General features: G+C 37.8%; 10 protein-coding genes and 1 pseudogene. 2 read left to right on the top strand and 9 right to left on the bottom strand.

All coding sequences use genetic code 11. The annotated features are described in order from the left end of the window. Positions 1 to 279 precede the first annotated feature (279 nt). Together hofD and hofC are read right to left on the bottom strand one after the other, a co-directional pair. On the bottom strand, positions 280 to 1,677 hold the full coding sequence (gene hofD, locus EWZ81_RS02205; RefSeq protein WP_165548879.1) for an outer membrane beta-barrel protein HofD: 1,398 nt from the start codon (positions 1,675 to 1,677) through the stop codon (positions 280 to 282). A 70-nt stretch (positions 1,678 to 1,747) separates the two neighbouring features. After that, on the bottom strand, positions 1,748 to 3,334 hold the full coding sequence (hofC, locus tag EWZ81_RS02200) for an outer membrane beta-barrel protein HofC (protein ID WP_001920739.1): 1,587 nt from the start codon (positions 3,332 to 3,334) through the stop codon (positions 1,748 to 1,750). Positions 3,335 to 3,610: 276 nt separating this feature from the next. Here hofC and EWZ81_RS02195 point away from each other — a divergent pair, with 276 nt between their 5' ends. Both EWZ81_RS02195 and EWZ81_RS08730 read left to right on the top strand, forming a co-directional pair. Further along, the gene (locus EWZ81_RS02195) at positions 3,611 to 4,555 is read left to right on the top strand and encodes a catalase family peroxidase (RefSeq protein ID WP_165548878.1); all 945 of its coding nucleotides are present in this window, start codon (positions 3,611 to 3,613) and stop codon (positions 4,553 to 4,555) included. After that, a pseudogene (locus EWZ81_RS08730) lies at positions 4,527 to 4,713 on the top strand (hypothetical protein). Before EWZ81_RS02195 ends, EWZ81_RS08730 begins: the two are co-directional and overlap by 29 nt. A gap of 77 nt (positions 4,714 to 4,790) precedes the next feature. Here EWZ81_RS08730 and EWZ81_RS02190 read toward each other — a convergent pair. The 7 genes from EWZ81_RS02190 to EWZ81_RS02160 all read right to left on the bottom strand — a co-directional run bounded on the left by EWZ81_RS02190 (position 4,791) and on the right by EWZ81_RS02160 (position 12,545). Continuing rightward, on the bottom strand, positions 4,791 to 5,543 hold the full coding sequence (locus EWZ81_RS02190) for a restriction endonuclease (protein WP_165548877.1): 753 nt from the start codon (positions 5,541 to 5,543) through the stop codon (positions 4,791 to 4,793). Further along, positions 5,536 to 6,591: a DNA cytosine methyltransferase gene (gene dcm, locus EWZ81_RS02185; RefSeq protein WP_165548876.1), complete on the bottom strand. Its 1,056-nt coding sequence runs from the start codon at positions 6,589 to 6,591 to the stop codon at positions 5,536 to 5,538. The genes EWZ81_RS02190 and dcm overlap by 8 nt, the downstream gene beginning before the upstream one ends. Before the next feature lie 96 nt (positions 6,592 to 6,687). Further along, complete coding sequence (locus EWZ81_RS02180; protein ID WP_165548875.1) at positions 6,688 to 7,302, bottom strand: GIY-YIG nuclease family protein; 615 nt, start codon at positions 7,300 to 7,302, stop codon at positions 6,688 to 6,690. Positions 7,303 to 7,304: 2 nt separating this feature from the next. Beyond that, entirely contained in the window at positions 7,305 to 8,234 is a 930-nt protein-coding gene (locus EWZ81_RS02175; RefSeq protein ID WP_165548874.1) for a DNA adenine methylase, read from the bottom strand. 11 nt (positions 8,235 to 8,245) lie between these two features. Further along, a complete protein-coding gene (gene typA, locus EWZ81_RS02170; RefSeq protein WP_097701868.1) occupies positions 8,246 to 10,048 on the bottom strand; it encodes a translational GTPase TypA in 1,803 nt (600 codons plus the stop codon). Positions 10,049 to 10,093: 45 nt separating this feature from the next. After that, the gene (locus tag EWZ81_RS02165; RefSeq protein ID WP_165548873.1) at positions 10,094 to 10,942 is read right to left on the bottom strand and encodes a glycosyltransferase family 9 protein; all 849 of its coding nucleotides are present in this window, start codon (positions 10,940 to 10,942) and stop codon (positions 10,094 to 10,096) included. Continuing rightward, positions 10,908 to 12,545, bottom strand: a complete 1,638-nt coding sequence (locus EWZ81_RS02160; protein WP_165548872.1) for a class I SAM-dependent methyltransferase — start codon at positions 12,543 to 12,545, stop codon at positions 10,908 to 10,910. Before EWZ81_RS02160 ends, EWZ81_RS02165 begins: the two co-directional genes overlap by 35 nt. Positions 12,546 to 12,624: the final 79 nt, after the last annotated feature.

The raw sequence follows: 12,624 nt of genomic DNA, 5'->3' as shown, positions 1-12,624 counted from the left end.
GGGCTTTAAGCTCTCGGCGATCTTAGCGTCGTTTTTGAAAAGCTTATGAAAACCGCTCGCTATGTCAATGTATTCTTTAGCCGCTGGCGTGGTGAAAACATCATCTTTAAACTCGTTTAGCTTATTGAAAAACTGCGCGGGGTGTGGTGTTTTGTTTTAGTGTATTAAATATTGAATAATAAATTTAAATAAGGCTTTTTGAGTATTAATATTTGATTGGAGCAGAGCCTTTTAATATTTTAAAAAGGCTAATCAAAAATATCCATTAAGGATAAAATGCTAGTACATCCTAAAACCATAAGTAATGTTAAACATTATATGGCTCCTGTCAGAATACACATTGTGTGTTAAAGGTTGCGTGCCAGGTCCGTTAGGATCGACTGGAACATACATGCCACAATACCCAATACAATAGCCTTTTTTGGTGATATTGCCATAATATTCTAGTTTCAAATCCATTCTAATATTATACCTATTAGAAAAATAGCTCAAAAAGAGCGCGAGACTCCTTTCATCAGCCCTTGGGCTATCCGTCCAACGGCCTAAAATTTTCCAACTAAACCCCCTATACTGCGAGCCTACATACAAAAACCCGTTAATCACATCAGCGCCAACGATATTGTTAATTTCTGCGTCATAAATACTATTCGTCCAAATGTTATACCCCAAAGGGTCGCCATAAATACCTATATCGCCATTAGCGTTACCGATATTTTTATAGACACTGCCCCCAAATTGCCACTTGTTATAATAAAAACGAGTGCGGAAGAAATAAGTTTGCCCGCTCTTTCCTAATGGCACTTGTTGGAAGAGGATAATATCGTTTTGATTAGCTGGAGTGGCAAAAATGGGGAAAAACCCCACGAAAGTGCCTACAAAACGAAAGCCCTTATTGTTAAAATTAGGGTTGGTGTCGTAAGTGATATTAATGCCTGGCGCATACATTCTTTGAAAGATCGCATAAAAATAAGGGTTGATTTTTAGGTTGTCTTTTTCGTATTTCAAATCAGCTACCATTAGAGCCTTACCGCTTGTATAGTAACGCCCAAAATACCAAAACCAGTCGCTTGACGCTGAAGCCCTAGCGTCTGAATACATCACCCTTAACCTGGTGTCTTTGTATTTGACAAAGCCTTCAACCCCTTGAGTGTAAGAAGTGAACCAATCATACTCTTCAGCATCATAGCGCCCCCCTTTCACGCCAAAACTGAATTTGTCTTTTTTGTAGTTGTAGCTCAAAAAAGCGTTATGCACCATGGCCAAACGAGGTTTTTGCACATTTAAACCGCTATGTCCCGCATACCAACCAATATATTGCCAAAAGATACCCGCCCCAAAAGGATCAGTCCTAGAGCCGGGCTGGCCGTTAGGGATATTATTGCCTTGATAGGCGGTAGAGTCATAAGGGAGTGCTGCCATCATCGCCCCCACTTCCGCTCTCAAACCCTTGTATAAACCCATGCTCAAATTCAATTCGCCGAGCAAAGAAGTGTAGCTACCTGTAGGATAAATGTCTTTAGAAGGCTGGTATCTTTGGTTGTTAAAGCCAAACTTGGTATAACTGCTCACCTTTCCAACAATACTCATGTTGAATTTATAAGCTTGAAGTTTGGATAAAAAAAGACTAGAAAAAAGCAAAAAAAATAGAGCGTAAGAAAAATATTTCTTAATTTCCAAAACCCTAACTCCCAAAGATATTAAAATAAAAATACAAAAAAAGGCATATCTAAGAGATAGGGGAACTCTCTTAGAAGCTATAACTGATGTGTGTCATCAAATGGCTTCTGTCTTGAGTGATGCTTTTTGCGATACCGCCCATGTTTTGAGGACCTTGCGCGAATGCAGAAGACTCAAACAAACCATTATTCAAGTTGAGCGGCTGACCGTTTGGCCCAAGGAAACCGGTTCCAGGGTTGTAACCCGCACGGATTTGGAACTCTAACCACACGAGTTTGAGACCCGCTTTAACATGTTTGCTGAACTGATAGTCTAGATACATACCAATACCATATTCCAATGCCCTTGGAGCGGTAGTGAAGCGCTGATAAACGCTCCAACTGAACTTACCATGCTTACCTCCACCTTTAACATACTCAGTGAACGCGTCAGCATCGGTAATGTTGTCAATCCCTGCAAAGCCTAAGCTATAGATGCCACCGACCCATTGTTCGATACCATCAAGAGCCACCGGGTTACCCCAAGTACCTAAGTTCATGTTAGGGTTACCAATGTTGAGATAAGCACCACCAACCACAAAGTAGTTGTTAATGTCTATGTGGTGGTGCAAATAGAGCGTCGCACCACCAGGACCTTGCAAGCCACGCCACTTACCATTATCCAAGAACGGATCCCAAGTGTTATAACGAGCGGGTGCGTAACGGCCGTATTCAGCGTTATTCCAACGATAGTCATACAACACATAGAAAGTCGTTTTATTCCTTATACCTCTACCGCTAAACTCAGGATTGGTATCGTATTCTATTTTAGCACCAGGCAATGTACCTACCATTGGGATAAGATACACATAAGGGTGGATCATTAAATTCTTTGTAGGGCGATAAATAATACCCGCCTTATGAATACCCCAAGGCTTTTCACGATAGATAGGGAACAACCATTGACCATCAGCGATACCACGACCCCAAGAGCTAAAGAGCAAGAATTTCATCTTATTAGTAAGCTTGAAAGTCCCATAAAACCCTTGGAACAATTGGTAAATCCAATCCATTTGCTCCTGCTCAGTAACATCAAAGCGTCCCATGACCATATGGACTCTGTCGCTATCATAGGTAAGATTCGCTTTATAAACTTCATAGCGCCTTGAATGCCCGGGCAAGTAGGCGTTAGCCGGATAGTAGTTAGGGAACAAGCCGTTCCACTCACCCATATACATATAGCCAATACCCCTAGGGTCAATAATACCACCTGGTCCTTGCTGTTGCCACATTTTAGTCGCATTCATACAAAGACTCAAAGAATCCGTGCCACAAGAAGTCTTATCCCAATAGCTTGGGGGGGTAAAATCCTTCGCCCACCTATCATACCTAGTGTTATCATAAACTTGTCCGCCCAAAACACCGCCTAAATTCACGGTCCATCCCCTACCTAAATGCACAGACCCCTCTAGCTTACCCGTAAGGTTAACAAAAGTCTCTGTAGGATAGATACCTTTAACAGGGTTAATAGGCGAACGGTTAAAACCCACTTTGGAGAAGTTGATAAAATCCCCATGCACCTCATAAGTAACCGCCCCTAATGAACCCGTAGTGAACAATAGTGGCAAGGTCAAACGCTTTAGCAATGTAGCCGCAACTTTTCGTTTCTTTAATTTCATTCCTCTTCCTTACTTTACCTGAGAATAGATAAATTACTCTGTAGATGTGATTGTAGCATAAAAGAATATAGAATTAGTTTAAAATCAAGCTAATTTTTCTTAAAATTTACAAAATTTAAATTTTCAAACGCCAGTTTGCTAGTGAAAAAGCTTCTATTTTACATAGTCGCTTTAAAAACTATCTGCATTGATAGTATATAGTATGATAATATTTTAAAGCTAAAAATGGTTTTTACACCAATACATAGATTAAAAAAATGACAATAAGGATCAAAAATGAAAAAAATTGGTTTGAGCTTGTGTTTGGTTTTTAGCTTGGGTTTTTTAAAAGCCCATGAAGTGAGCGCTGAAGAGATTGCGGATATTTTCTACAAACTCAACGCCAAAGAGCCTAAAATGAAAATCAACCACACTAAGGGGTTTTGCGCTAAAGGCGTGTTCCTCCCTAACTTGCAAGCAAGAGAGGATTTAGAGGTGCCACTACTCAACGAAAAAGAAATCCCTGCGTCTGTAAGGTATTCTTTAGGGGGCGTGGCGATGGACGATAAAAGCAAGGTTAGGGGAATGGCGTTAAAACTAGAAAATCAAAACGCTAGCTGGACAATGGTGATGCTCAATACAGAAATCAATTTTGCCAAAAACCCTAACGAATTCGCTCAATTTTTTGAAATGAGAATCCCTAAAAATGGCAAGGTAGATGAAGCAAGAATCAAAAAGCTTTACGAAGAAGTCCCCTCTTATAAGAATTTTGCCGCCTATATGAAAACGATAGGGATTAGCTCAAGCGTGGCTAACACGCCTTATTACAGCGTGCATGCGTTCAGGTTTAAAGACAAAAAAGGGAAGTTATTACCCGCAAGATGGAAATTTGTGCCTAAAGACGGCGTTAAATACTTAAATTCTCAAGAATTAAAGCAAAAAGATTCAAATTATCTGCTCTCTTCATTCCAACAACACCTTAAAACTAAACCCATAGAATACCAAATGTATCTGGTGTTTGCGAATCAAAATGATGCCACCAACGACACGACCGCGCTTTGGAAAGGCAAGCATAAGGAATTATTGGTGGGGACCTTGAAAGTTGAAAAATACGAAGGAATGGGTTGCAATAAAGATGTGTATTTGCCTGCCGATCTCCCTAAAGGCGTAGAAGCCCCTACTGATCCCTTGTTTCAAATCAGGAATGAAGTTTATGGGATCACTTTTAGCAGAAGGCAATAAAAAAGATAGGGTGGATCAATATAAATTGGTTGCAAAAATGCGTTTTTATGGGTTTGGGGGAGTGGAATTTTTGTTTAAAACTTTTAAGCACACCTACTCAAAATCACTCGCTCTCTTATTTGAGACACACTCTCACGCTGAATATCAGGCAAAAATAACGGACATTCAATCCACCTACCACATTTTTAATACTCTTATCTTGTATTTTATTTAGACCGTATCATGCTATTGGTTTTTATGAAAGCGGCTTATTAGGTATTTCTGTAATTTTGTAATCAAAAAAATTTTGCGAAATATTAAAAACGCTCTGCCCTTCCATTTGTTGGCGGGTTATCCAATTCAAATCATTGTCTTTGATTTTAGAAATTTCTACGCACGCCACTTGCCCGTTAAACAGATCAAAATGCACCACAATAGTAGGAATTTTATCCGTTATCAAACGCCTTTTAGCCTCTAAAACTTTATGCTCTTTAATATCATTGATCCCTTGAAACCCGCTTTGAACTTCTAGCAATAAATGATTGTCCAACAAAAAATCGGCTTTAGGACTTCTTTTAAAGCTTTCTATGCTCTCAAAATTATCACCACCAAAAAATTTGATGGTTTCTTTTTGTGCGCTAAAAAGACAAGCGATAAAATCCTTAAAAAACTCCGCTACTAAAAACCCACGCATCCAAGAAAAACAAACTTCTTCAGGTCTTCTGCCTTGATTATTCAGCTTATAAATAATATGAGTGTCCACTATCTTTGAAAACACTCGCTCTATGGAGTTTTTAAAAAAGCATTCCAATTCATACTCATTATATTTAAAACAATAAATACTATTGATAGCGCTAAAAATTTCAACCAGCCTTTTTTTGAGCGCGTTTAAATAATTGAAATCAACGCAAGGTTGTATGTCTTTAGCGCCTAAAAATTCCTTAAACGCATTTTGAGAATTAAAACCCAGTAAATTTCTATAACCTTTAAAATCGTTATTATCAAACATTTTTACCCCTTAAAAAATCAAAGACAGCATGAGCGAGCGCTACACTCAATAAGGGTGGCACAGCATTACCAATTTGCAATCTTTTAGCGCTAGCGCTCCCATAGAATTTATAATTATCAGGAAAGCTTTGCAATCTTGCCCCCTCTCTAATGCTTAACGCTCTAGAGTCCCTTGGATGGATACACCTAGAACTGCTTGGGGTAGAAAAATTTCTTGTAATGGTGGGGGCTGGTTTTTCCCACCACATTTTGGCATAGGTATTAATATAACCGCTTTTGGGGCGTAAACTTTCTGGCAAATCGTCTTTACTCTGTCCGTCTTTTAGCGTTTGCATGATTTTTATCAGTTTTTCATTGTTTTTAGGACTGTTATGTTCGCTTAATTCTTTAGAATTCCGCACAAATTCCAAAAAAACGTTATCCGCATTTTTAAGATAACCTAAAGCATCACCATTTTCACCGCTTTGAATGGGTGGTAAATCCCCTAAAGCGTCTTTTAGAGAAAAATGCGTTTTTATGGGTTTGGGGAAGTGGAATTTTTGTTTAAAGCGTTTAAGCGTGCCCACTAAAATCACTCGCTCTCTTATTTGAGGCACACCATAATCTAGGGCGTTTAAAATGGCATGCTCTAAAATATAACCTCTCTCTTTAAAAGCGTTACAAATTCGTTGGAACAATTGCCCTTTTTGCATAGACATTAAACCCACCACATTTTCAAAAACAAATATTTTTGGTTTCACTAAATCTAAAAGCCGCAAATATTCTTTAAACAGATTCGCTTTTTCATCCATTTTTCTTTTGCCAAGGGTAGAATAGCTCTGGCATGGTGGTCCGCCTAGTAGAATGTCAATTGGAACGCATGGCAAGTTGTGGCAATGAAGTTGCATAATATCGCATAAAATGGTTTGCGTCTCTTTATGATTGGCTTGATAGCTTAAAATGGCGTCCTTGTCTATATCGTTAGCCCATATTAATTCAAAATGAGGATGCACAGAAAAGCCATAGCTCAATCCTCCAGCACCACAAAAAATATCTGCTACTTTATACAAGTTTTATTTCTTCCTTTCATCTAGACCCACACTTTTTAAATGGAGTAAAACTTAAAGCCCTTTTTTGAAATTGGGTTAAAACCTTTATTCAATCTTTTAAGTTTTGCTAGGTTTGTCAATCGCTTTTCTATGGACGGCCTTTTCTCTGTTTTGAGCTTTTTGAGTGGTATTGGCATGCTCATCTTTAATATCATTTGGCAAATCTTTACCTTGCTCTTGCACATTCCATTCGGGTAATGCGTCATTACTATTGTTTCTATAATCCGTCAAGCAAGCTTGCTCTAAAAGTTTATAGCTGATGCTTGCGTCTTTGATTGCACAAAAACCAAACAAGCCTTTCACTTGAGTTTCAAAATTAGGCTGATAAATCATGTAAAATTCTATTTTAGCCCCTGTAAGTATCGTATGGTAAAGAAAATACCACACGCCAAAACTTCTAATACTGGGCCTCCCTTTGACTCCCCCATCTTTATAAATATTGAGCGCGCTTTTAATCCCACCATCTGCTTGAGAGCCACCGATTTTTTTAATCTCACCATCCACTACAATTAAATACACTCTAGTCACATTTTGAGTTAAAATATTTTGAGATAAAGATTGATTGTTTTCATCTTTTAAATCCTTAAGATAGTTGAAATTCAACTTTGTGCTGTCTTTCACGTATTCTACATCAGCGATTTTAAAGGCAGTTTTGACCTCGCTAATATGCATTTTTACTCCTTGATGATCAATAGCTCATGAGATTGTTTGACATGGTTATTATCGCCTCTTTCTAAGCGGTTTTTACCCATTCTGGTTTCGCCTTGTCCCATAGTGTATTGCCAAGAGGGTTCTAAAATTTTAAAATCTTTATAAGCATTCCTTACCAATTCGCAGTCATTATAGCTTAAAATAAATGGCCCTTTATGCCTTTTTAGCATGTGAGCTAATACTTCATGTTTAAAACCATTGTGGTGGATAGGGAAATTACGCATAGGGTAAATCCCCTTAAACATTTTAGAATTTTCTAACACATAAGGGGGGTCAAGATAGAAAAAATCATTAGGATAAGCGAGCAACACTTCTTCAAAACTAGAGCATTCCACCTTTAAACTAGGGGCGTTAAAACCTTTAATTTTTAAAAGGGCGTTTAGATAGCGTTGCTTATCAGTGTAAATTTTACTCATCCACCCTAAAAATCCTGGCCCATAGCTTAAATTAAAGTTAAAGTAATAATCTCTAGCCAAAATCAAAGGGTCTAAAGTGCATTCTTTTTTATAGTGGGCTTTTAACTCTTGCTTGATAATGCTGTAAGTTTCTTGATTAGGTTCTAAAGAGAGCAAATGATTATAAAGAGCTTGTTTTTCTTTGAGTAGCACTTGATAAAAATTCACTAAAATGTCAAAAATGTCAAAGCCCAACACTTCTAAACCCAACTCTGCTGCACATGCAATTTCTACGCTCCCCCCACCTATAAAAGGGCTAATCATCCTACGCACACCATTAGGTATACACTCCACTATTAACCCTACAGCCAAAGACTTGCCCCCACCATATCTTAAAGGGGCTTTTACATAGCGTTTGTAACGCCCATTATTAGAACGCAAATTGTGCAAAAAAACATCTTTTTTGCTAGCGTTTTGGTTGAATAAATTCGCATGCATTCCAAAAAGTTTTATTTATTTTTCGCCCTTTTCCTCATGTTAGGGTCTAAAATCTTTTTCCTGATCCTTAAATTCAAGGGGGTAACTTCTAAAATCTCATCTTCTTCAATCCATTCTAACGCTCTTTCTAACACCATAGTCCTAGGCGGGGTGAGTTTGATCGCATCATCGCTCCCGCTCGCTCTCATGTTAGTTAAATGCTTGGATTTGATAGGATTGACATCTAAATCATTATCCCTGCTGTGTTCGCCAATGACCATGCCCACATAAACCTTAGTTTGGGGGTTGATAAAAAGCGTGCCTCTTTCTTGGATATTGAAAAGGGAAAAAGCGGTCGCTTCGCCATTTTCCATGCTAATTAGCGCCCCATTTTTGCGCGATTCCACGCTCCCGCTAAAAGGGCGGAATTCCAAAAAACTATGATTCATCACGCCTTCGCCCTTAGTGTCGGTTAAAAACTCGCTCCTATAACCGATAAGCCCTCTTGCAGGAATTTCAAATTCTAATCTTGTATAGCCATCACTCATGGGATTCATCGCTTTCATCTCAGCTTTTCTTTTGCCTAATCTCTCAATGATAGCCCCGCTAAAATCTTGGGGCGTGTCAATCACTAAATGCTCAAAAGGCTCGCATTTAACGCCGTTTTCTTCTTTAATGATGACTTCAGGGCGTGAAATGCTAAACTCAAACCCTTCACGGCGTAAATTTTCAGCTAAAATGGTGATTTGCAATTCCCCACGCCCGCTCACTTTAAACTTGCCCTCGCCCATTTCTTCGCATTTCATAGCGATATTGGTTTGCATTTCTTTTAAGAGTCTGTCTTTCAATTTGTTGGCAGTAACATGCTTTCCTTCTAACCCGGCTAAGGGCGAATCATTGACGGCAAAATACACGCTCATCGTAGGCTCTTCTAAATGCATGGGATCTAAAGGCATGGGGTTATTGGGATCAACGACGCTATCGCCCACATCCATTGCGTTAAACCCAGCAAGCGCTACAATATCGCCCGCATAAGCGTTTTCAATCTCAGTCCTAGCCAGCCCTAAAAAGCCTATAAGCTTAGTGATACGGCCATTTTCTTTACTCCCATCGCTTTTCATCAACAGCACGCTTTCATTCTTTTTAACCGAGCCATTAAACACTCTAGCGATACCGATTTTACCCACATAATTGTCATAATCAAGCGTGAAAATTTGCATTTGCAAAGGCTCATTAACGCTCCCGCTAGGGCTTGGCACATGCTCTAAAATCGTTTCAAACAAAGGCTCTAAATTTTTCTTTTCATCGTCTAAACTTTTCATCGCATAACCATCTCTAGCAGCAGCATACACGACAGGAAAATCCAATTGCTTATCGCTAGCTCCCATCGCTACGAACAAGTCAAAAACTTCATCCACCACCCTATCCGGTTCAGCGGCAGGCTTATCAATTTTATTCACCACCACAATAGGGCAAATCCCAAAACTCAAAGCCTTTTTAACCACGAATTTAGTTTGAGGCATGACCCCTTCTTGAGCATCCACTAAAAGCAACACCCCATCCACCATTTTTAAAACGCGCTCCACTTCGCCCCCAAAATCAGCATGCCCGGGAGTGTCAATGATATTGATTTTAGTGTCTTTGTAATAAATAGCGGTGTTTTTAGACAGGATAGTAATGCCTCTTTCTCTTTCTAAATCATTGCTATCCATCACCCTTTCATCCACTTTTTCCCTCTCACTAAACGTGCCAGATTGAGAAAGTAAGCCATCTACTAAAGTGGTTTTCCCATGATCAACATGCGCGATTACAGCGATATTTCTAATATTTTTCATGAATGTCCTAACAAGCAAAATTGAAATTAGAAGTATAACACAATATTATAATAGCCCCAAATGGCGGAATTTTTTGGCTAAATCCTGTTCTATCAAATGGCTTTTATGGGCTTTTAGGAAATTTTCATTCCCACCATTAGGCGGCATGAAATCGTCATTATCCCTATAAAAAAAGATAAAATAATTTTTCTTTAAATAGTAAGCCAAATGGATCAAAAACGAATCCCCCCCTATATACAAATCGCTTTCTAAAATCAGGTTTTTAACTTCTTCTAAACTGGTTTTAGCGCGATAATGAGTAACTTCATCTTTTAAAAAAGCGTATCGCTCTTCAAAATCTAAAAGCGTAACACAAAAGGGTTTTAAGAGTTTTAAAACGATTTTTAAATGCTCCAAAGAAATATTCCTATCATTTTCTCTTGTGAAAGGGTTGATCAAAATCTTTTTGGGGTTTTTTAAACTCATGGGATGTGGAGGGTTATCAAAAACATGCCCATAAATTTGGGAAAACAACTCCTGGCGGTTTTGATAAACGTTTTTAATTTCTTTATTTGGAGTGGTTATGGAAATGAATTGGGATAAAAGAGCGCTTCTAAAATCTTGTTTTTCTAAAATCAAGTGTTTGATTTTGTGCTTCTTAAGCGCTTTTAATAAACGCAAAAAATCCTTCATCGCCCAAAAAACGCCTTGTTTTTTAAGATCATAAAAAGCGGGGACATTCTCAAAAAGAGGAATGATTTCAAAAAATTTTTCGCATTCTAAAAGCTTGGCGATTTTTAAAGTCAAACGAGTGCCTAGGATTTTAAGGGGTTGTTGCTGTTTGAGAGCGATTTCTTTTAAAAGGTTAAGCGTGATGAGGTTATCCCCTAAAGCCAAAAGACAAGCAACATGCATGGTTTTTCCTGATTGTGAAGTGTTTAGGGTCTTTTTTTTCTATCTCTAAATTTTTTAAATAAAATTTTTCATCAAAACTATTGTTGATAAATTGCGCAAATAGGGGCAAACATTCTAAATCTTTTCTTAAAATTTTATGCGTTTTAAAAAGCGATTCAAAAATAAATTGCATTAAATCGCTGTTTAACAATTCTTTTAACGCATGAGCGTTGATAGGGAAATTTTCTTTTAAAACAAACATGTTCGCACTATTTAAAAAAAGGCGTTGCTCATTGTCATAAAAAAAGACAAGCTTTGAAGAAATGAATTTATACACGATTTTTTCTCTAGCCTGATAAAGGCTTAAGGGAGCGACTTGTTGGCAGTCTTTTAAATCAGCGTTAATGAATTGGCTAGGGGCTTTTAATCTGTCTTTTAAAATATCTGAACCCCTAAAAATAGGAATGGTATTTTTTTCTTGTTTGGGGTGTAATTTTTCTTCGTTGTTGCCTGTAACAATCCCTAAAGCAAAATGAGCGTTATTTTTTAAAGTGATATGAGGAATGGAAAAAAGGTGGTCTAAAATTTTATTTTCTTTATTAGAGCAATGGATATTAAAAATCTTTTTAGGGTTGTTAAAAAAAGAAGAAGGCGAGCGTTTGAACTTGCTATTTTGATAAAAGCATGAGATTTTTTGATCCTTATTAGGGGTTTTTTTAAGCACCAAACCCACAGCCTTAGTCATTAGATTTTTAAAAGGTTTGTTAAAATCAATCAGGCTTCTAATGTGAAACTTTAAAGCCATTTCTCGCATTTTTTTAAACGCATCAATATTCAAACAACTTTCGGGTAATAATAGCCCCAAATGAGCGTTTTCTTTTAAGCAATTCAAACTCGCTATAAAAAAGAGCGACGCGCTATCTAGGCTTTGAGAGAGGTTGAATTTCTGTTTGAAATTTTCTTTTTGGTTTTGGTTGTATTTCTTGCCCCATGGCGGGTTAGTGAAAATGCAATCAAATTGCAGGGTGTGTTTTAAACTTAAAAAATCTTTTTGCACAATATTAGGGCAATCTAAACGATAACGCTCCTTAATACGCTTTTTAGTCAAAGCGACAGCAAAAGCGTCTGTATCATAGCCATAGATATTTTCAACCTTAAAACCCAGTTTTAAAGCATGCATGACAAAATTCCCGCTCCCCACAGCCGGATCGCAAAAAATCGCTTGGGAGGTATCAAAATCTTTAGGGAGAGTGAAAAGTTGTTCTACTATCCTATTAGGAGTGTAGTAAATGCCTTCTAAATTTCTGGTGGTGTTAGAAAGTTCTTCTTCATAATGAGAACCCAACTTTTCTAAATCAGAGCTATTTTCTAACATTTCTAGGTATTTTAAAATCAATTCTTGATGGTTGTGCGTGCTTTTTAAGGATTTGTTAGCGTATTTGTTAAGCTTGTTTTTCCCTAAATGGTTGCGGCAAAAATCTAAAAAAGAGCTTGTTTTCACATAAATTTTATGATCAATTTCTAGTTTCTCTAAAAGATTGGTTTTGATCCAATTACGCACGCTGCTATGAGAAACATTGATTAAATGAGCGATTTCTTCAATCAAAAGAGCGTTTGAAGGCATTTACCCCCCTAAAAACTATAAACATAACTCACATTAAACATGACAAGGCGTTTGAAAAAGAGGGAAGCGTTTAACCCCT

Source organism: Helicobacter pylori (genome assembly GCF_011140715.1).
Taxonomy (GTDB): domain Bacteria; phylum Campylobacterota; class Campylobacteria; order Campylobacterales; family Helicobacteraceae; genus Helicobacter; species Helicobacter pylori_DA.
Note: the sequence above shows the minus strand (reverse complement) of the source record. Positions and strands in the feature narration are given on the sequence as shown.

Coding starts and splice junctions, on each gene's coding strand:
- hofC (WP_001920739.1), bottom strand. CDS start 3,334: ATGAAATTAAAGAAACGAAAAGTTGCGGCTACATTGCTAAAGCGTTTG.
- EWZ81_RS02195 (WP_165548878.1), top strand. CDS start 3,611: ATGAAAAAAATTGGTTTGAGCTTGTGTTTGGTTTTTAGCTTGGGTTTT.
- EWZ81_RS02190 (WP_165548877.1), bottom strand. CDS start 5,543: ATGTTTGATAATAACGATTTTAAAGGTTATAGAAATTTACTGGGTTTT.
- EWZ81_RS02180 (WP_165548875.1), bottom strand. CDS start 7,302: ATGCATATTAGCGAGGTCAAAACTGCCTTTAAAATCGCTGATGTAGAA.
- EWZ81_RS02175 (WP_165548874.1), bottom strand. CDS start 8,234: ATGCATGCGAATTTATTCAACCAAAACGCTAGCAAAAAAGATGTTTTT.
- typA (WP_097701868.1), bottom strand. CDS start 10,048: ATGAAAAATATTAGAAATATCGCTGTAATCGCGCATGTTGATCATGGG.
- EWZ81_RS02165 (WP_165548873.1), bottom strand. CDS start 10,942: ATGCATGTTGCTTGTCTTTTGGCTTTAGGGGATAACCTCATCACGCTT.
- EWZ81_RS02160 (WP_165548872.1), bottom strand. CDS start 12,545: ATGCCTTCAAACGCTCTTTTGATTGAAGAAATCGCTCATTTAATCAAT.